We start from the raw sequence: 19,535 nt of genomic DNA, 5'->3' as shown, positions 1-19,535 counted from the left end.
ACCGGCGCGCCAGCCCGGCCCAGGGGACTGAGGCGCGCGTAATGACGCAGAAAATCAGTCCCGACTGAATTGTCCAGGTGCCCGCAAGTGGGGGCTCACATCAGGATTTGCGCTGCGCGAGATCTGTGGTATCTGTAGGCGGAATACCTGGCGGTCTCTCTTGCGAATTGCCCAAAGCTCCCGCCCCACTGATGAACGATCCCAGGCAATGCCCTGGCCGTGAATTTCAGGTGCAGATACAGTGGCCAGCCATTCTAGCTCGGTGCCGTGCCGGGGCAGTTGCATCACATAGATTTCCGGGTGATCGTGGCCGGTGAGGTACAGCAGGTTGTCGGGTCCCCAGGAACCGCCGGAATTGCTCATCGGCCGCAGTCGCTGCAGGATACCCTCGGGGATGGTCCACTGTTCCAGTACCCGGAACTGGTCATCCAGTTTCACTACCCGGGTATTACCGGTATCGCCGTAGGGGTGGGACTGGCCTTTTTGGATCTTGTCGTAATTGCCGAAACCCGCCCACCAGTATCCGCCGTGGCGATCCACCCAGGTGAGTGATCCGAGCGCGATGCCGAAACTGTAGGACGCCTGGTGTTGCATGGTTTCGGTATCCCATACCTCAACGGAGCTGGTCATCGGCCACTGGGGATAGTTGGAGTGTGCCGCATACAGTTTTCCCTGCCACACCATCCCGCTGTCGAGGTGAACAAGCGGACCGGTTTCATCAGATTCGCCGTCCCATTGCAGTAAGGGCTCACCACTGTCACGGGCGTGTTTGGTAATGCGGAAGTTGTTGACCGCGTAAAAATACTGGCGGTCGACAGCCACACCCTGGCGCGCATCGAAGGTGGAAATCTGTTGCAGGGTTTCCGCTTTGTATAGCGGGGTATCCGCAGCTATTGCTGGCAGCCAGCCGCATAGGAGCCACAACGGGGACAGTAAATATAAAAGTGATTTCATCCTGCACCTTTTATCGGGGGACAGATAATTTACGGGCCCCTTTTGGGGCCCGTAAAATCAAATGATCGCAGCGGACCGGAAACATCAGAACGTGTAGCTGGCTCCCAGGTAATAAGTGGAGCCCACGTACTCGTATTCCGTATTCCAGCTTTCGTTACCTCCCTGGAATTCGGTGGTGGGCTCGTTGTTGAGGTTGTTGATATCCAGATAGACCGATAGTTGCTTAGTAGCCGCGTAGGACGCGCGGAAATCCCAGCGCCCGAATTCGCCCTGCTCGACATCATCGCTGACATCGTCCAGCGCGTTGATATCCGTGAGGAACGAGGCGTTGTAGTTGTAGGTAAAGCCGGCATAGAAACCGTAGTTCTCATAGAACGCAGTAAAGCTCTGGATTTCTTCCGGTTGTCCTTCCAGCTTGCGCTCTATACCGAGGTTGCTGTCGAAGAAAGTGGCATCAATGGCGGTAAAGGAATAGCTTGCCCCCAAGCCATTGAACGGCGCCGGCAGTTTACTGAACTGGTGCTGGATATTGAATTCGTAGCCGGAAACATCGGAGGTATCGGCATTAATCCGGGTACTGACGGTGAGTTCCTCGACACCATAGTCGCTACCGAGGTAGCTGCCACCGTCGATACGGCGCTCGTCGGTAATGATGATGTTGTCGATATCTTTGTCGAACCACGCCAGGGAAACCACGCTGGATTCCGTCGGGTACCACTCAAGGGAGACATCCAGGTTGTCCGCGGTATAGGGTTCGAGATCCGGGTTGCCGATACTGAGCTGGGCATCACCGTCTTCATCGAAGCTGAAGCGGGAGGTCGCGCTGATATCGGCGTAATTCGGGCGGCCGATACTGGTGGTATAGGCGGCGCGTAGAATCAGGTCGTCGCGCAGGCGATAATTGGCAAGCAGTGATGGAAGAATTATGTCGTTGCCACCGCTCACGGAAATATTTTCATAGACGCCATCGGCGGTAAGTTGATTTGCAGAGGACGTTACATCGGTGGTTTCGAAGCGCACCCCGGTAATGAGCTGCAGTTTGCCCAGGTCCACGGTGTTCATCGCGTAGGCTGCGGAAGTGGTTTCCTCTACCCGGCGATCGCTGGCCTCAGCCGCCGCCAGGTTGCCACCGCTCGCCTCAAACAGTTCCGGGTTGTTGCGGAACAGCGCGTTCAGTGCGGCCAGGTCGAACCAGACATTGTGGCGCATCTGCCCGTCAACATCGTTCAGAAAGGCACCGCGATCCACATCGTAGCCCGCTAGGTTGTCCCGCTGTATGTCATAGGCTTCATTGCGGTAATCGAATTCTTTGTCGCTGCTTGCATACTTGATACCGAACTTGAGGGTCGATTCATAACCGCCGAGGTTGTAGAAGTACTCGGAATCGAATTTGAATGAGGCAAGATCCTGCTGCGCCCGGTCGTCTTGGAAACTGACCTCGTGGAAGCGCAGGTTGCCCGCCTGATTTTGCTGCAGTCCGCCCTCAGTGATTTCCACCACGCCGTTGCCATTGACGGTAAACCTGTCCGGCCCCAGATCCGAACTGGTGTCCTGACGGAAGTCCCAATCGGCGTTGGGCTCTTCCAATTCGTTGCGACCGATATTGGTGCCGTAACTGAATTTCCAGTCCTGCAGTTCTGTTTCACCGCTCAGGCTGAAGTTGGCCAGAGTCTTGCGGACGTCTTCCCTGCGCAGGTCCGCGCGGATAAAAGTGCCGCCCTCGGCCATGGTGACGGTGTCGCCGTCGCTAGAAGCAATCAGGCTCTCGTCCTGCTCGATGCCCTGACGGAAACGGTTGCGGTGCTGGAATTCTTCGAACTCACTGTAAAACCCCTGCGCCAGCAGGCTGGTGTTTTCGGATACCAGAAACTGCACCCCGCCCACCAGGGTGTTGCGGTCCCGGCCCACTACGTAATAGTTGTTTTTGGTCTGTTCCGGATAGGCGATGCCAGCGGTCTCAGCCCAGTCGTCCTGATAGATCCCCTGGGCCAGGTACTGGCGGTGACTGCTGGAGGCGCCGAGACTCCAGCCGACGGTATCGCTGATGCGCCCGGAGGCAGCGATATCGAAGTTGTGCGGATCCTCGCTGTCGTAGAAGGGGTTGCTCTGGTCGGCTTCTTCTTGGCCGTAGCGGACATTAGCGGTGGCCTGGAATCCCTCTGTATCCAGCGGCTTCTTGGTGATGATATTGACTGTGCCGCCAATGCCCTCACCGTCCAGGTCGGCTGTCTTGGCTTTGTACACTTCGACGCTCTGCAACAGTTCGCCACCCAGCACATCCAGCGGCATGGAGCGGCCGCTGCCATCTTTTTCCGGAGACCCGGACTCGAAGCCGTTAATGGTGACGCGGTTCCAGTCCGGCTTGATGCCACGGATTGAGGCGAAACGCCCCTCACCCTTTTCGATCAGGATGGAGACACCGGGCAGGCGGTTGAGGGACTCCGCGGCATTCTTGTCCGGCAGGCGGCCCAGGTTATCCGTAGACAGGGCTTCCATGATCATCGGTGAATTCTTTTTCAGATCCAGCGATTTCATCCGCGCCAGACGCTGGCCAGTTACGGAAACTTCCTCAAGGGTAGTGTCCGTTTCCTGGGCCAGGGCGCTGTGGATGTTTGTGATGGACAGGGCAAGAAGCGAGCAAGCGAATAGTTTTTTCCCGGCTGCCATGGGGCACCTCATTGAATTGTTATCTTGGATCAATAGACGAGTGTGCGCGAGGCTAGTTGACGGAGGTGACAGATTGATGGGAGGTAGTTGACGGTTTTGCGGCTAATTTGTTTCAGTCGTGTGCGGTGGTTGACCGAGCGGGCGGCAAAGTGAGTGGGTGCGGTACGGGGGAGAAATTGGCAAAGGCCAGAGCCCCCTTACGGAGAGGTCTGGTGACCGGTACCGTGAGATACCAATTCAGAAGGGTTGCTGGTTCCAGAAGGGCTACTGGTCCCGGTGTTCACAAATGGTTGAGAATCTTGCCGCCACGCTGTGGCGGCGGCACGATCACCGTCGTATCCCGGGTAAATATGCGGGCTACCGATGCAGAGTTCCAGCATCCTGGTGATATCAGGGCAGCGGCCGGGTGCGCCCGCGATCGTCTATGGCGACGAATACGAACTCGCCTTCGGTGACTTTTACCTGCTCGCCGGTGTCCACCCGGGTCAGCCAGACTTCCACCAGGGTCTTGATGGAGGAGCGACCCACTTCCAGGGTTTCCGCATAGCAGCTGACGGTGGAGCCCACCGTTACCGGGCGCAGGAACACCATGCTGCCGACGGCAACCGTGGTGACGCGACCGCGGGCAATACTCTGGGCGAGGATGGCGCCAGCCACGTCCATCTGCGACATCAGCCATCCGGCAAAGACGTCACCCTGGGGATTGGTATCCCGGGGCATGGACTGGGTTTGCAGGGTCAGGGTGCCGCTGGGTTGCGGTTCTTCATCTATGGCAGACATCGCTGGAGCTCACAGGTTTTTAGATTTATTGGTCCGCCGGGACCCGTGTGGTGGGTGCCCGTCGGGGTGGCGCATTCTAGCACAAACTGGGTACTAATTAGCCAGCGCCAGTTCTGTTAATTTTTCCCGAAACCGCAGCATAATCCGCGCCAGCTTGTATGGGTTTCATACATCTCCTAGACTGCGCAGCATGCGTGCACTGATTTTGACCCTGATCCTGTGGTGTTTTGCCGCCCAGAGCCTGGCTCTGGCGGTTGCCCCTGCCTGTGATCAGGGCGCCGAGCCCCACGGCGGGCACGCGGCGATGATGCTGCAGGCAGACTCACATGGCGACAATCATGGCAACGCAGGTATGTCTGGCGATCACCGCGACATGCCCTGCTGTCAGGATTCGGCGGACACCTCTGATCAAGACCTGTGCCTGCTGACCTGTGCGGTCGGCGGCTGCGGCGCGGCGGTGCTCGTCGCCCTGGAGTGGCAGATCAATGCCCTGCCGTCCATCGCTCCGCGCCAGCCAATCTCCCCCTCCCCGCTTGCTGCTTCACAGCGAAACCTGTTGCGCCCGCCCATCGGCGCCTGATGCTCCGGTAATCCGCGCCTTGCCTGGCGCATAAATCGACGATCGTCCGGCAACCTATGCCGCGATCCAGCATCAGTCATACAGGATTTATCCATGGGAATTGTTACGCGCGCCCTGGGCCGGCTGGCCCCGGCGCTGCTGATTGCCACATTTACCGCACCTGCGTGGGCGCAGCTGACCCTCGATAGCGCCATCCAGCTGGCACGGGAGCAGGATCCGCAGACCGCCGCCGCCCTCGCCGCCGCCGACGCCGCGGCAGAAACCGCGGTGGCGGACGCCCAGTGGGCCGACCCGATGGTGAAACTGGGTATCGCCAACCTGCCTACCGATACCTTTGCCTTCGACGACCAGCCGATGACCCAGAAAGTCATCGGTATCAGCCAGAAGCTGCCCCGCGGGGATTCCGCGTTACTCGCCGGCGAACGCGGCGCCCACGCCGCGGAGGCCGGCTATGCCGGTGCCGCGGATATGGAGCTGGCACTGGCGCGGGATGTGGCGCTCGCCTATCTCACCGTTGCCGAGCAACTGCGGGAGCGCGAACTGCTGGCGGAAAACCTGCGCTGGATGCAGGAGCTGGTGGGCTACAACCGCGCGCGCCTTGCCAGTGCCCAGATCCAGTCCCAGCAGTTGCTGCAGTCGCAGCTGGCGCTGGCGCGGCTGGAGGATCGTATCGCGGCCGTCGATGGCGAGATCAATCGCACCCGCGGCGCGCTCGGCCGCTGGATCGGCGGCGCCGCCTGGGGCGCATTGGACACCGCACCACCGGCCTGGCGGGACCCCCGCGACTGGCTGGCGGGACAGTCCCTGCCGGTACCGATGGCGCTGGTGGAACAGCACCCGGCTGTTGCCGCCAGCAGTGCCCGGGTGGCGGCGGAGCGGGCCAATGTGGCGCTGGCGCAGGAGGCCTACAAGCCCCAGTTCGGGGTCGATTTTGCCTATGGCCAGCGCGACCGTACTCCCGCGAGCGACGGCTCGGACTTCGCCAGCGTGATGGTCTCATTCGACCTGCCGCTGTTCCGCCAGAACCGCCAGGACCGGCGGCTCGCCGCCAGCCGCGCGCGCGAGAGCGCCGGCATCCTGCAGCGCCAGAACCTGCTGCAGCAATTGCACGCAGAACTGAACGGTGCTGTGGCCATGGCCCAGACCCTGGACCGTCGCCGCGACGAATACCGCGAGGACCTGCTGGCCCAGGCCGAGGATACCGCCGACGCGGTGCTCGCGGGCTACGCCAGCAACACCGCGGATCTGGAGGCGGTGATCGCCGCGCGTATGGACGCCATCGAGACCCAGATCAGCGCCGCCCGCCTCACCTACGGCTACTTCCGCGCGCTGGCGCGCATCCGTTACTTCCGCGCCGTCGATACCGACATCGACGCCAACAGCAAATAACCAGCGGTCCCTGAAACTATGAACAAACTACTGATTGCCGTCCTCGCCATCATCGCCCTGGTGGCGGGGGTCCTGATCGGCCGCGGTCTGTCCGGCGGAGATGACGCCGCGCAAAGCGCCAGTGGCGAAAAGAAAATTCTTTACTGGGTTGCGCCCATGGACCCGAACTATCGCCGCGACGGACCCGGAAAGTCGCCCATGGGTATGGATCTGGTGCCGGTCTACGAGGGCGAGGAAGGAGAATCCGCACCGGGTACCGTGTCCATCTCGCCGCAGGTGGAAAACAACCTGGGGGTGCGCACCGCCAGGGCCGAAAAAGGCCCGGTGGCGACCCGGGTGGAAACGGTGGGCCTGGTGCAGCTGGACGAGGACAAACTGCACCATGTGCACACCCGCCTGAGCGGCTGGATCCAGAAGAGCTGGGTCAAGGCGGTGGGCGACCATGTGCGCAAGGGGCAGCCGCTGTCGGCGATCTATTCGCCGGAGCTGGTGAAGGCGCAGAGCGAACTGGTAGCGGCACTGGAGAGTGGCAACCGCACCCTGATCGAGGCCACCCGCGAGCGCATGAAAAGCCTTGGCGTACCCGCCGAGCAGGTGCGCGCACTGAGCAAATCCCGCGAGGTCAGCCAGACTATCACGCTGTACGCACCCACCGATGGCTACGTGAATGAGTTCGCCGCCCGCGACGGAATGTACATCACCCCCGCCACCACCCTGATGAGTATCGGCCCACTGGAAACCGTGTGGATCGAGGGCGAACTCTTCCCGAAACAGGGCGCCCAGGTACGGGTGGGGGATACCGCCACCCTGCAGGGCGACTTCGCACCCGGGCGCACCTGGACCGGCAAGCTGGTGCACATTCTGCCGGACCTGGACCCCAAGACCCGCACCCTGCGCGTGCGGGTGCTGGTGGACAACCCGGACAAGTCCCTGCGCCCGGGCATGTTCGTGCGCCTGCAATTGGAAGGGCCGAAGGTGGATACCCTGACGGTACCGCGCAGCGCGCTGATCCGTACCGGTGACATGGATCGCCTGGTGATCGCCGAGGGCGATGGCCGCTACCGCTCGGTGCGGGTGCGGGTGGGCCGCGAGCTGGGAGACCGGGTGGAAATCCTCGCCGGAATAGAACCCGGTACCCAGGTGGTCACGTCCGCCCAGTTCCTGCTGGATTCCGAATCCAGTATCAGTGCCGATCTCAAGCGTATCGAAGGTGAAAACGACGCTAACAGCGGCAAAAAGTCGACAAAAGCCGACACCGCCTGGGCCGAGGCCACGGTGGTGAGCATGCCCGACGACAACCACTACGCGCGCCTCGAACACGGTCCGGTGCCGGAATGGGACTGGCCCGGCATGGTGATGGGTTTCTATGTGGCGGAGGCCGCACAACAGGCGCTGCGCGCGGCGCTGGAAAGCGGCGCACCGCTGCGGGTGCAGATGCGCCAGCGCGATGACGGCAAATACGAGGTGATCGCCACCCGCGCCGTGGCCGGTGGTTCCCTGGTACCCGAGCAGCAAGAGCCAATGGACCATTCGCAGAAGGACCACGGCGATATGGATCACGGCGAAATGGATCACGATGGCCAGCAGGAGCCGCAGAAATGATCGCGCGTATCATTCAATGGTCCCTGCACAACCGCGCACTGGTGCTGATCGGCGCGGTGGTGCTGGCCATCGCCGGCCTCTACAGCCTGCGCAACACACCGGTGGACGCGCTGCCGGATCTGTCCGACGTGCAGGTGATCGTCAAGACCAGCTACCCGGGCCAGGCGCCGCAGGTGGTGGAGGACCAGGTCACCTACCCCCTGACCACCGCCATGCTGAGTGTGCCCGGGGCGCACACGGTACGCGGCTACTCGTTTTTCGGAGACTCCTACGTTTACGTCATTTTCGACGACGATGTCGACCTTTACTGGGCAAGATCCCGGGTGCTGGAATACCTGAGCCAGGTAGCGCCGCGCCTGCCCAGTGCTGCGCGTTCGGAGCTGGGGCCGGACGCCACCGGCGTCGGCTGGATCTACAGCTACACCCTGGTGGACCGCAGCGGCCACCACGACCTTGCACAGCTGCGCTCGCTGCAGGACTGGTTCCTGAAATACGAGCTGCAGACCCTGCCCGGGGTGTCCGAGGTGGCCACCGTGGGCGGCATGGTGCGCCAGTACCAGGTGCAGGTGGACCCACTGCGCCTGCGCGCCTACGACCTCACCCTGGCCCAGGTGCAGGCGGCGATCGAGCGCGGCAACCGCGAGTCCGGCGCCTCGGTGGTGGAGATGGCGGAAGCGGAGTACATGGTCCGCGCCAGCGGCTATATCCAGAGCGTGGAAGACCTGCGCCAGTTGCCGCTGCTGGTGAACGCCGCCGGCACCCCGCTGCTGTTGCGGGATGTGGCGGATGTGCACCTGGGCCCGCAGATGCGTCGGGGGCTGTCGGAGCTCGACGGTGAGGGCGAGGCCGTGGGCGGCGTGATCGTGATGCGCTTTGGCGAAAACGCGCGCGCGGTGATCGACGGCGTGCGCGAGCGACTCGATGAACTGCAGCGCAGCCTGCCGGAGGGGGTGGAAATCGTCCCCACCTACGACCGCAGCGAGCTGATCGATAGCGCGGTGGATAACCTGTGGCACAAGCTGCTGGAGGAATTCATCGTGGTGGCACTGGTGTGTGCGCTGTTCCTGTTCCACCTGCGCTCGTCGCTGGTGATCGCCATCAGCCTGCCGCTGGGGATCATCGGTGCCTTTATCGTGATGAATCTGCAGGGGATCAACGCCAACATCATGAGCCTGGGCGGTATCGCCATCGCCATCGGCGCCATGGTGGACGGCGCCATCGTGATGATCGAGAACCTGCACAAGCATATGGAGCGCACCCCGCTCACGGACGACAACCGTTGGCAGGTCGTCGGTGAGGCCGCCAGCGAGGTGGGACCGCCGCTGTTTTTCAGCCTGCTGATCATCACCCTGAGCTTCCTGCCGGTATTCGCGCTGGAAGGTCAGGAGGGACGCCTGTTCGCGCCGCTGGCCTACACCAAGACCTATGCCATGGCGGTGGCCGCCGGCCTCGCCATCACCCTGGTGCCGGTACTGATGGGTTACCTGGTGCGCGGCGCGGTGAAGCCGGAACAGGCCAACCCCATCAACCGCGCCTTTACCGCGGCCTATCGACCAATGCTGGAACTGGCGATCCGCCATCCCTTGCCGGTGGTCATCACTGCGCTAGTCTTGCTCGTCAGTGCGCTGTATCCGCTATCGAAAACCGGCAGTGAATTTATGCCACCGCTGGACGAGGGCGACCTGATGTATATGCCCAGCACCCATCCCGGCATCTCCATCGGCAAGGCCCGCGAGCTGCTGCAGCAGACCGACAAGATGATCATGCAGGTGCCGGAAGTGGCGCAGGTGTGGGGCAAGATGGGCCGCGCGGAAACCGCCACCGACCCAGCGCCGCTGACCATGGTCGAGACCATCGTGCGCTTCAAGCCCCGCGACCAGTGGCGCGAGGGCATGACCCCGGAAAAACTGCGCGCGGAACTGGACGCAGCGGTGCAGCTGCCCGGCGTCACCAACGCCTGGGTCATGCCGATCAAGACCCGCATCGACATGCTCGCCACCGGTATCAAGACCCCCGTGGGAATCAAGATCGCCGGGCCCGACCTGCACCAGATCGAACAGATCGGCACCCGCCTGGAAACCCTGCTGAAAAATGTACCCGGCACCGCGTCGGTATTTGCCGAGCGCGTGGAGGGCGGCCGCTATATCGATATCGACATCGACCGCAGCGCGGCGGCCCGCTACGGCCTGAATATTCAGGATGTGCAGACGGTGATCGACACCGCGGTGGGCGGCAAGAAGGTGGGCGAAACCACCGAGGGGCTGGAGCGCTACCCGATCAACCTGCGTTATCCACAGGCCTGGCGCGACTCCCCGGAAAGCCTGCGCGGACTGCCGCTGGTGGCTCCCAACGGTACCCACCTGAGCCTGGGGGATGTGGCGACCATTGCCGTACAGAGCGGCCCACCGATGATCAAGACCGAGAACGCGCGCCCCAACGGCTGGATCTACATCGATATCAGCAGCGAGCGCGACCTGGGCAGCTGGGTGGCGGAGGCGCAGCAGCTGGTGGCGGACGACCTGGAGCTGCCGCCGGGCTATTCCCTGGCGTGGTCCGGGCAGTACGAATACATGGAGCGCGCCCGCGAGCGCCTGGGGCTGCTGTTGCCGGTGACCCTGGGGATCATCGTGCTGCTGCTGTACTTCAGCTTCCGCCATGTGGGCGAGGTGCTGGTGATCATGGGCACATTGCCGCTGGCGCTGATCGGCGGTCTGTGGCTGCTGTACTGGCTCGACTTCAATCTGTCGGTGGCGGTGGGCGTGGGCTTTATTGCGCTGGCCGGGGTGGCGGTGGAGATCGGTGTGATCATGCTGGTATATCTCAACCAGGCCTGGAAGCGGGCACAGGAAGACTGCGAAGCCGCCGAACGCAAACCCACCCTGGACGATCTGCGCGATGCGATCCGCAGCGGTGCCGGCCAGCGCATGCGCCCGGTACTGATGACCACCGCCACGGTGTTTATCGGCCTGGTGCCGGTGATGATTGGTTCCGGTGTCGGTTCCGAGGTGATGCAGCGCATTGCCGCACCGATGGTTGGCGGCATGGTCAGCGCCATGTTGCTGACCTTGATGGTGCTACCGGCGGTTTACCGCCTGTGGAAAGGGCGCGGCATTACCGGTGGAAACAGTGGGGCTTGATCCCGCGAATGTTCCAGTTCTGAGTGTTTAACCATTGATAAAACGGAGAATCAAGATGCAGAAATTGTCATTTGTACTGGCGCTGGTGATCGGCTTGTTCACAGCCACTTCGGCATTCGCCCACTCGAAACTGGTGAACTCCAAGCCGGCCGACGGCAGCATGCTGATGGAAGGTGTGCCCGCCATTGAGCTGCAGTTCAGCGCACCGGTGCGACTGATGAAAGTCGAGCTGCGCGGCAGTGCTGCCGGGGACATTGCTATCGACTTCAAGCCGGCGGCGGAGAGCGCGCAGAAATACAGTGTGAAAATCCCGGCACTGGCGGTGGACAGCTACGAGGTGCACTGGGTCGCCATGGGCCCGGACGGGCACAAGATGTCGGGTAATTTCGGCTTTATGCAACACGGATCCAACTGACCCGTGAGCGGCTGGGAGTGGCTGCTGGTCTCCGCAAAATTCGTCTATTACACGGGCTTTGTGGCGCTCGCCGGCGGTCTGCTATTGGCGATGCTGGCCGCCCCGGTTCGTCGCCAGTGCGCGCGGGCCATCTGGCTGAGTGTTCTGCTGGGAATACCGGGGGCGATCCTGTATTTCCTGTTTCAGGTGGGGAGTTTCGCGGAGTCCGGATTCGCCGGTCTGTTTGACGGGGCGGTGGCGCAGATGCTGTGGGACACCTCCGCCGGTGCGCTGGTGAAAACCCGCGTGGCGGGTCTGCTGCTGGCTCTGCCAGCGGCGTTCGCGCTGGCAAAACCCGGGCGCGCGGGATTGCTGTTCGTATGGGGACTCGGACTGTGCGCACTGCTGATTCAGGCCTACGCATTTACATTGACCGGACATCTCAGTCAGGAAACTGCCGCGGCAAAATGGACGTTGGCGATTCACGTGCTGGCTGCAGGCTTCTGGATCGGTGCGCTGCCGTTGCTGTTGTGGCTGGTGGTAAAAAGCCCGCAGGCGGTAGTGGCGCGGGCAATGCAACAGTTTGGCCGCGCCATTGGTATGCCGGTTGTGCTGTTGCTCGTCTGCGGCGTCTACCTGCTGCTGCGATTGGGTGGCGATTTGCCGGTGACGCTGGTGTCGGTCTGGGGGGCTTTGTTGCTGGGCAAATTGCTGTTAGTCGGCGGGCTTTTGTCTATTGCGATACTTAACCGCTGGCGGCTGGTGCCCGCCCTCAACCGCGGCCGCTCTGCCCGGCCACTGACTGTCGCGCTGGTGATCGACCTTGCGCTGGCGGTGGGTGTTCTGGTGGTTACCGGGGTCCTGTCCACTGTTGTGGGGCCGCCGGGACACTGAGTTGGTGCTCCACCGCCACCGGACTATCAATTGGAATGGCCACAGGGCTCTCAACGAACCCGGTGGCCATTTCTACAGGCCCTACAACGCCTTCACCTCCCGCAAATTGTCCTCGGGGTTCTTGTCGATCATCTTGATGTAAGGATCGATACCCACCACCGCCGGTTTGCGGTCGACCTCAAATTCCAGTGAGGCGTGCCCGTCCAGCGCCTGCTTGGCGAAGTAGAGCACATTCTCCGGGTCGGAGTTCTTGTCGGGATCTTCGGCGAAAATCGCGATATCGAAGCTGTTGTGCACGGGAAGTTCCTGTTCCTGGCCCTCGCCGTCCGCCTCGAACTTGCGCGCGTCTACATCCAGCTTCACCCGGTAGTGGCCGTTTTCCAGCGGTTCCATGGTGGCGCTGTCCACCTTGAGATCGAACAGTACCACCCGCTCCAGCATATCGGTGATCAGCTCCTGCTCGTCGGCACTGGCGCGGGCGCGCAGCCGGGCTACCAGATCCATGCTGGTGGGATAGGGGTCGCTGGAGAAGCCCTTGTCCTTCAGCAGCGAAGCCAGCGCAGCGTTTACCGCCTCTTCCCCCATGGCGTCCTTCAGCGCGTACATGGCCACCGAGCCCTTACGGTAGTGGATGTAGGCCTGATCCTCGTTGCGCGCCAGCGGCAACTCTTCCAGTAGCTCGGTGCCACGGGCGCTCAGGTAGCGGTCCAGTTCGTACTTGAGGAACTTGCGGATCTTCTCCGGGCCGTACTCGTGTTCCATCACCATCAGCGCAGAGTACTGGGCCAGGGTCTCCGACAGCATCGTTGCCCCCTGCACATTGGCGCCCAGCAGCTGGTGCGCCCACCACTGGTGTGCCACCTCGTGGGCGGTGACGTAGAAGACGTAGTCGATCTCGTCCGGATCGCGCAGGTCGGCGATAAAGCCGATGGCTTCCGAGTAGGGAACGGTATTCGGAAACGCCTGGGCGAAGGTCTCATAGCCGGGGAATTCGACGATACGCAGCTGGCGGTACTGATAGGGACTGAAGGCCTCGCTGAAGTAGTCGAGAGACTTTTTCACGCTTTCGATCATGCGTTCCACATTGTAGGCGTGGGGCTTGTGGTGATAGACCTCGATGGCCACGTCTTTCCACTGGTCCTTCACCACCGTGTAGTCCGCAGACAGGTAGGAGAAGAAGTTGTGGATGGGCGCGTCCATCTTGTAGCGGAAGTAGTGGCGGCCGCCCTCTTCCCACTCCTCCTGCAGGTAGCCGGGCGCCAGCGCGATCTGCCCGGCCCGGGTGCTGACGGTGGTCTCGAAGTTCACCCAGTCGGAGTCGCCGCGCAGATAGGACTCGCCGTAGTGGCTGCTGTCCTCCAGCTTGGGCTTGCGCTGCGGCGGCGGCAGGTCGTGCTTCTTGCGCAGGTGGCGGTCGGTCAGCTCGGCCTGTTTGTTATAGCCGAGGTAGGGAAAGGCCTCCATGTTGTTGAAAAAGGTCCCGTTGTCCACCAGCGTGGTGGCAGAGCCGGAATTGACAAAACCGCGGTTAATGCGGCTCAGGTCGAATTCCAGGTTCAGGGATTCGCCCGGTGCCAGCGGCTTGTCCAGATCGAAGAAGCGCTGGCCAAAGCGGTCGTCCGTTTCCCGCAGCGAGGCGCCGGTGATTTCCAGCTGGTTGACGGTGAGGCTGCGGTCGACGCCCACCAGGATCTCGCTGATGGGGGTGTCCGTCTTGTTTTCCAGCCGGTAACTGCCACGCACTTCGTAGCGGCGCTCGTCCGGGTAGATATCCACATCGGCCTGCACGTCGGTGATGCGCGGGAACGAAGCCGAGGCGTAGGACTTGTACTGCTTCTCGTAGTCCGCAGAAAGCTGTTCCAGGTCCTTGCTGGTTTCGTAGTGGTTGAGCACGTTGGTGTTGTAGTAGATGAAGCTGCCACTGGCCACGAATAACACCAGCGCGCTGGCCGCCAGTGTGCGGCTTGGCCAGTCGAGCTGGAAGCGCAGCGCGCGCAGCCGGCGGCCCAGGGGTTCCAGGGCGCCGCGCTGCCACAGGCCGTAACTGAGCACCGCCAGCAACAGGCTGAAGCAGCCCCAGTAGAAGGCGAACCAGGCGCGTCCCTGCTCGAAGTGGCCGTAGCCGTTCATATCCGAATAGGGCGCCGCGGGGCGGCCGGCAAACTGGTACAGGTTGTGCTCGAAGCCGAGGCCGTCCAGTACCATGGTGCTGATCAGGTAGCCCACCATGATCAGCATGCCGAGGAACTTGTTGCGCACTGCCACCTGCACAAAAATCGACAGCATCGCCAGCAGGTAAAACGGCATCGCAAACTGGTACCAGAGGCCGTAAAAGTAGAGCCCCGGTTCCAGCGTCAGGTAGCCCTTGCCCAGCTGCACCGCGATGGTGGTCAGCATGCTCGCCACCAGAATGCCGGCGAGCACCACCAGCATGGCGATAAATTTACTGGCCACGAAGATCCAGCTGGGGGTGGGCACCGCATCCAAGATCTGGTCGCAGCCCGCCTGGCGCTCGCGCCACACCAGCTCGGCGGAATAGTAGATCAGGATGATCATCATGATCAGGCCAAAGGCGCCCTGGATCAGGTTCACCATGGAGCGGGTGACCGGGTACACGGAGGTGCCGAAGAAGGCTTCCAGATTGAGCGCGGCGCCCAGCACATTGAACACGCCGAGGGCCAGGATCACCCAGAAGGCCAGGCTCTTCACCACCGATTTCACCTCAAAGCCACAGCGCGCGCGGAACTGTGCCCAGGTGGCGGCGGCGTTGAAGGTGGGAGTAACCCGCGGCAGTGCAATGTGCTGCTGAACCGGTTCCTGTGTTTCCTGAGTTGCGGCGGCCTTGCGGCGCGACCACAGGGGTTTGCGGTCGGCAAAGGAGAAGCGGGTGTAGCCGAACCACAGCAGCGCCACGCTGGCGCAGAGCCACACCAGGCGGTTCAGCAGGTATTCCCCGCTCAACGGGACCATCATGGAATTGCGGTCGAAGGCCGTCCAGTAGCGGGTGGTATTTTCGAAGGCGGCGAGGCCGAAGGGGTCCGCCAGCGCCGCAACAGCGCGGTAGGCGGGCTCATCCATAACGCCCTGGCTGGTGAAATACAGCACCAGGAAGGCGATCAGGCCCAGGTAGGTGGCCATGATGCTGCGGGTTGCCGCCGCCAGGCTGAAAAACAGCGCGGCGCAGAACAGCATGGTGGGCAGCACCATCGCAAATAGCGTTTGCAGGTAGTGGATGATATTGGTTGGCCCCAGGCGCTCCGGGTCCAGCCACGGCATCCAGGAGCCGATCAGCATCCCCAGTGCGGTGGTGGAGAAGGCCAGGAAGGCGACGCCGAATGCGCCGGTAAAGCGCCCGAGCAGATAGTCCCGTTTGCGGATCGGCGTGCTGAACACGATGCCGTCCATCTTCATGTCGCGGTCGCGCAGCACCGGGTTGGCGGCGAAGGCGGTGGTAATGAAGATGCCGAACACGCTCATGATCAGTAGCGTCTGCATGATCGCGTAGGGGGAGTTGATCAGGGTGCTGCCGTTGGCGCCGCCGATCTGGATATTGTCCGCGGTGGTGGCGCCGAAGGTCAGCAGGAAAAAGATCAGGCTGGTGACGATGAATACCGGCTGTCGCAGCTGGTAGCGAAATTCGAATTTCGCGATGGATAACAGCATGTCTGTGTCCTCCCCCGCCTCAAGCGGCTTCTTCTGTGGCCTGGCGCTGGCCAAACAGGGTGGAGAAGTAGACGTCTTCCAGGTCCGGCTGCAGCGGCTCGAAGCCCGCGTCGGGTTGCGAATCCGCCAGCACGTGAATCACCTGGCGGCCCGCCAGCAGACGGGTGGAGATCACATCGTATTCCTCGCGGCATTGGGCCAGCTCCGCCTTGGCGACGGTGCGGCGCCACACGCGGCCGCGCAACCCGTTTACCAGTTCCTCCGGTTTGCCCTGGGCGACAATACGGCCGCCGGCGAGAATCGCCATGTTTGGGCACAGGTCCGCCACATCCTCGACGATATGGGTGGACAGGATCACCACCACATTCTCGCCAATCTCACTCAGCAGATTGTGGAAGCGGTTGCGCTCCTGGGGGTCCAGGCCGGCCGTGGGCTCGTCGACGATGATCAGTTGCGGGTCACCGATCAGCGCCTGGGCGATGCCGAAGCGCTGGCGCATGCCGCCGGAGTAGCCGCTGAGATTCTTGCGGCGGTCGTTGTACAGGTTGGTCTGGTGCAACAGCTCCGCCACCAGTTCCCGGCGCTCCTTTTTATTGCCGATGCCCTTCAATACCGCCATGTGGTCGAGCATGTCCTCGGCGCAGATGCGCGGGTAGACGCCGAAGTCCTGCGGCAGGTAGCCGAGGGTCGCGCGGATCTTGTGTGGTTCTGCGGCCACGTCCACGCTGTCGAAGACCACGGAACCGCTATCTGCGAACTGCAGCGTGGCGATGGTGCGCATCAGCGAGGACTTGCCGGCGCCGTTGGGGCCCAGCAGGCCGAACATGCCCTTGGGGATGCTCAGGTTGACCTTGTCCAGCGCGCGCACGCCGTTGTCGTAGGTCTTGGAAAGGTTCGTGATTTCCAGCATGGCAAATTCCTTTTATCAGTTGTTTTTTTGTGATTTTTATGGATGGTGCCGGCGCCTGCGGCGCCGGTGGGGGAATTGAGACGAAAGGCCGGGTGTGGCCGACGGGCTCTGCACTTCGCATCAGAAGTGCATCAGGCTTGAGTAAGCTGTGGCAGCCAGGTCGCCAGCGCAGGCCACACCGCCAGCAACAGCATCACCAGCAGCTGAATCGCAATAAACGGCACTACCCCTCGGTAAATCGCTCCAGTGGGTACCTCCACGGGGGCCACGCCGCGCAGGTAAAACAGGGCAAAGCCAAACGGCGGTGTCAGGAAGGAAGTCTGCAGGTTCAGCGCAATCATCACACCCAGCCACACCGGGTCCAGACCCATGGCCAGCAGTACCGGGCCGACGATGGGCACCACCACGAAGGTGATCTCGATAAAGTCCAGGATAAAGCCCAGCAGGAAGATCACCAGCATCACCAGCAGGGTCGCGCCGACCACGCCGCCGGGCAGGCTCTCGAACAGGTGGGTAACCACTTCCTCACCGCCGAAGCCGCGGAATACCAGTGAAAACAGCGATGCACCGATCAGGATCGCGAACACCATCGCGGTGACCTGCAGGGTGCTCTGCCCCACCTCGCCGGCGCGCTTCCAGCCCAGGGCACCGCGGCTCCAGGCCAGGATGCCGGCGCCGAGGGCGCCCACCGCCGCGGCCTCTGTAGGGGTGGCGGCGCCGGTGATGATGGAGCCCAGCACCAGCAGCATCAGCGCGATGGGCGGGAACAGGCTCTTCAGGGTCTGCAGCAGCTCCACTTCCTCGTGCCTGTCGCGGGTGACTGCTGGTTCGCGGCGGGCGATGAACAGCAGATAGCAGATGTAGGCGGCTACCAGCATCAGGCCCGGAATGATCGCGCCGACGAACAGGTCGCCCACGCTCACCGGTTGCGGGTTGAAAATGCCCTGGCTGAGCTGGGCCTGCTGGTAGGCGTTGGACAGGGTGTCCCCCAGCAGTACCAGCGCGATGGATGGCGGGATGATCTGGCCCAGGGTGCCGGTGGCGCAGATGGTGCCGGTGGCAAGCCTGGGCGAATAGCCGCGTTTTAGCATGGTCGGCAGGGACATCAGGCCCATGGTGACCACGGTGGCGCCGACAATGCCGGTACTGGCGGCGAGCAGCGCGCCCACCACCACCACGGAAACCGCCATCCCCGCGGGAATACCCGAGAACACCCGCGCCAGGTTGACCAGCAGTTCCTCGGCGATGCGCGCGCGCTCAAGCATCACGCCCATCAGTACGAACAGCGGCACCGCCATCAGGGTGCCGTTCTGCATGATGCCGTAGAGGCGGTCGGGGAAGGCGCGCAGCAGCTCCGCATCGAAGATGCCGCCGACGATACCGAGGCCCGCAGCCAGCAGCGCGGTGCCACCCAGGGTGAAGGCTACCGGGTAGCCGAACGTCAGCGCCGCGCACACCGCGACGAACATCAGCAGGGGGATCAGCTCGATCATGCGCTCACCTCCCCGCTGAGCTTGTTCGCGGACGCGCGCATCATCGGCTGCTCTGCCTCCGCGGTGCGATTTTTGTGGTCGGCAGCCGGATCCGCGCCGCGGGCGCTGTCCGCTGCCTCCACCTGCATCAGGGTATACAGGCTTCGGGACAGTTGTGACAGCCCCTGCAGGGAGAGGGTGGCGGCGGCGAGGGGCATCAGGCTTTTCAGCAGGTAGACACCGCCGAGGCCGTCGGCACTGGCGCTAGTCTCCTGCACCGCCCAGCTGTTGGCGGCGAAGTGCCAGCTCCCCACTGCAATGAAGGTGCAAAGGGGCAGCAGGAAAATGAGGCAACCCACCGCATCCACCCAGGCTTTGCCGCGGGGGGTCATATTGCGGTAGAAGACGTCCACCCGGACATGGGCGCCGCTTTGCAGGGCATAGGCAAGGCCCAGCATGAAGGCGGCCCCGTGGAGGTAGGTAACGGCGTCCTGCAGTGCCAGGGAGCCGGTGTCAAAACCGTAGCGCAGTGCCACAACCAGGCTCTGGGTGACAACCATGGCCAGGGTGAACCAGCCCAGCGCCCGCCCGGTAGTGGCGGCGAAGCGGTCCAGGCCACTGGCGGCCCGCAACAGAAGGGTCATGTGTGTTCTCTCAAACAATCTTATTCTTGTATTGGCTGTTTATTGTGCCAGTGTGGAAGCCTACCCCCTGGCCACAGGCGGCGCCACCGTTAAAGCGGACCGCTGTTCAAAAACTATCCTGTATTTGTCATCTGTTTGTAATGTTTCATTCATAGAATCGTCACCAGATCGACATAGCATGCGCCGCGTGCAGATATTTTGAACACACTGGAGACTCAAATGAACAAGCGCTCTGCAAGCAAGAAAGCCCTGGCCACGGCCCTGGCGGCCCTGACCATCGCCGCTTCCAACGCCGCCCTGGCTGCGCGCGACCATATCAGCATCGTTGGTTCTTCCACCGTATACCCCTTCACCACCGTAGTGGCCGAGCGTTTCAGCCGCGCCACCCAGTTCAAGACGCCGGTGGTGGAATCCACCGGTACCGGCGGCGGCATGAAGCTGTTCTGCCA

14 protein-coding genes are annotated in these 19,535 nt (G+C 62.4%); 7 read left to right on the top strand and 7 right to left on the bottom strand.

Features of this window, described 5'->3' with window-relative positions; translation table 11 throughout:
* Window positions 1-54 precede the first annotated feature (54 nt).
* The 3 genes from QZ511_RS10295 to QZ511_RS10285 form a co-directional block, all read right to left on the bottom strand.
* Window positions 55-954 carry a hypothetical protein gene (locus QZ511_RS10295; protein WP_295802225.1) on the bottom strand — a complete coding sequence of 300 codons (900 nt, stop codon included), beginning with the start codon at window positions 952-954 and terminating at the stop codon, window positions 55-57.
* Window positions 955-1,038: 84 nt separating this feature from the next.
* On the bottom strand, window positions 1,039-3,621 hold the full coding sequence (locus QZ511_RS10290; protein ID WP_295802224.1) for a TonB-dependent receptor: 2,583 nt from the start codon (window positions 3,619-3,621) through the stop codon (window positions 1,039-1,041).
* A 390-nt stretch (window positions 3,622-4,011) separates the two neighbouring features.
* Entirely contained in the window at window positions 4,012-4,401 is a 390-nt protein-coding gene (locus QZ511_RS10285) for an acyl-CoA thioesterase (RefSeq protein ID WP_161856907.1), read from the bottom strand.
* A 190-nt stretch (window positions 4,402-4,591) separates the two neighbouring features.
* On the opposite strand from QZ511_RS10285, the gene QZ511_RS10280 reads away from it, so the two are divergent.
* From QZ511_RS10280 to QZ511_RS10255, 6 genes are all read left to right on the top strand, one after another.
* Entirely contained in the window at window positions 4,592-4,981 is a 390-nt protein-coding gene (locus QZ511_RS10280) for a hypothetical protein (protein WP_295802223.1), read from the top strand.
* Window positions 4,982-5,074: 93 nt separating this feature from the next.
* Window positions 5,075-6,370: a TolC family protein gene (locus QZ511_RS10275; protein WP_295802222.1), complete on the top strand. Its 1,296-nt coding sequence runs from the start codon at window positions 5,075-5,077 to the stop codon at window positions 6,368-6,370.
* A gap of 18 nt (window positions 6,371-6,388) precedes the next feature.
* Window positions 6,389-7,972: an efflux RND transporter periplasmic adaptor subunit gene (locus QZ511_RS10270; protein WP_295802221.1), complete on the top strand. Its 1,584-nt coding sequence runs from the start codon at window positions 6,389-6,391 to the stop codon at window positions 7,970-7,972.
* Window positions 7,969-11,109, top strand: coding sequence for an efflux RND transporter permease subunit (locus tag QZ511_RS10265; protein ID WP_295802220.1), 3,141 nt, complete (start codon window positions 7,969-7,971; stop codon window positions 11,107-11,109). Before QZ511_RS10270 ends, QZ511_RS10265 begins: the two co-directional genes overlap by 4 nt.
* A 55-nt stretch (window positions 11,110-11,164) precedes the next feature.
* A complete protein-coding gene (locus tag QZ511_RS10260) occupies window positions 11,165-11,524 on the top strand; it encodes a copper resistance CopC family protein (RefSeq protein ID WP_295802219.1) in 360 nt (119 codons plus the stop codon).
* A 3-nt stretch (window positions 11,525-11,527) separates the two neighbouring features.
* Window positions 11,528-12,397 carry a CopD family protein gene (locus QZ511_RS10255; protein WP_295802218.1) on the top strand — a complete coding sequence of 290 codons (870 nt, stop codon included), beginning with the start codon at window positions 11,528-11,530 and terminating at the stop codon, window positions 12,395-12,397.
* A gap of 81 nt (window positions 12,398-12,478) precedes the next feature.
* Here QZ511_RS10255 and QZ511_RS10250 read toward each other — a convergent pair whose 3' ends face one another.
* The 4 genes from QZ511_RS10250 to QZ511_RS10235 all read right to left on the bottom strand — a co-directional run bounded on the left by QZ511_RS10250 (window position 12,479) and on the right by QZ511_RS10235 (window position 19,086).
* Entirely contained in the window at window positions 12,479-16,060 is a 3,582-nt protein-coding gene (locus QZ511_RS10250) for an ABC transporter permease subunit (RefSeq protein ID WP_295802217.1), read from the bottom strand.
* 19 nt (window positions 16,061-16,079) lie between these two features.
* Window positions 16,080-16,970 carry an ABC transporter ATP-binding protein gene (locus QZ511_RS10245; protein WP_295802216.1) on the bottom strand — a complete coding sequence of 297 codons (891 nt, stop codon included), beginning with the start codon at window positions 16,968-16,970 and terminating at the stop codon, window positions 16,080-16,082.
* A 131-nt stretch (window positions 16,971-17,101) separates the two neighbouring features.
* A complete protein-coding gene (locus tag QZ511_RS10240; RefSeq protein ID WP_295802215.1) occupies window positions 17,102-18,463 on the bottom strand; it encodes a TRAP transporter large permease subunit in 1,362 nt (453 codons plus the stop codon).
* Complete coding sequence (locus QZ511_RS10235) at window positions 18,460-19,086, bottom strand: TRAP transporter small permease subunit (RefSeq protein WP_295802214.1); 627 nt, start codon at window positions 19,084-19,086, stop codon at window positions 18,460-18,462. Before QZ511_RS10235 ends, QZ511_RS10240 begins: the two co-directional genes overlap by 4 nt.
* 219 nt (window positions 19,087-19,305) lie before the next feature.
* Between QZ511_RS10235 and QZ511_RS10230 the strand changes: the two genes are divergently transcribed.
* The coding region (locus QZ511_RS10230; protein ID WP_295802213.1) for a substrate-binding domain-containing protein at window positions 19,306-19,535 on the top strand (230 nt) is incomplete at its 3' end.

Origin of the sequence: uncultured Microbulbifer sp. (genome assembly GCF_913055755.1) — a bacterium.
Lineage (GTDB): Bacteria > Pseudomonadota > Gammaproteobacteria > Pseudomonadales > Cellvibrionaceae > Microbulbifer.
This window is presented reverse-complemented; position numbering and strand designations above follow the sequence as displayed.

What these genes read in the sequence shown, in the direction of transcription:
- QZ511_RS10280 (WP_295802223.1), top strand. Translation starts at nt 4,592, where the DNA reads ATGCGTGCACTGATTTTGACCCTGATCCTGTGGTGTTTTGCCGCCCAG.
- QZ511_RS10250 (WP_295802217.1), bottom strand. Translation starts at nt 16,060, where the DNA reads ATGCTGTTATCCATCGCGAAATTCGAATTTCGCTACCAGCTGCGACAG.
- QZ511_RS10260 (WP_295802219.1), top strand. Translation starts at nt 11,165, where the DNA reads ATGCAGAAATTGTCATTTGTACTGGCGCTGGTGATCGGCTTGTTCACA.
- QZ511_RS10270 (WP_295802221.1), top strand. Translation starts at nt 6,389, where the DNA reads ATGAACAAACTACTGATTGCCGTCCTCGCCATCATCGCCCTGGTGGCG.
- QZ511_RS10240 (WP_295802215.1), bottom strand. Translation starts at nt 18,463, where the DNA reads ATGATCGAGCTGATCCCCCTGCTGATGTTCGTCGCGGTGTGCGCGGCG.
- QZ511_RS10265 (WP_295802220.1), top strand. Translation starts at nt 7,969, where the DNA reads ATGATCGCGCGTATCATTCAATGGTCCCTGCACAACCGCGCACTGGTG.
- QZ511_RS10245 (WP_295802216.1), bottom strand. Translation starts at nt 16,970, where the DNA reads ATGCTGGAAATCACGAACCTTTCCAAGACCTACGACAACGGCGTGCGC.
- QZ511_RS10275 (WP_295802222.1), top strand. Translation starts at nt 5,075, where the DNA reads ATGGGAATTGTTACGCGCGCCCTGGGCCGGCTGGCCCCGGCGCTGCTG.
- QZ511_RS10290 (WP_295802224.1), bottom strand. Translation starts at nt 3,621, where the DNA reads ATGGCAGCCGGGAAAAAACTATTCGCTTGCTCGCTTCTTGCCCTGTCC.
- QZ511_RS10235 (WP_295802214.1), bottom strand. Translation starts at nt 19,086, where the DNA reads ATGACCCTTCTGTTGCGGGCCGCCAGTGGCCTGGACCGCTTCGCCGCC.
- QZ511_RS10295 (WP_295802225.1), bottom strand. Translation starts at nt 954, where the DNA reads ATGAAATCACTTTTATATTTACTGTCCCCGTTGTGGCTCCTATGCGGC.
- QZ511_RS10285 (WP_161856907.1), bottom strand. Translation starts at nt 4,401, where the DNA reads ATGTCTGCCATAGATGAAGAACCGCAACCCAGCGGCACCCTGACCCTG.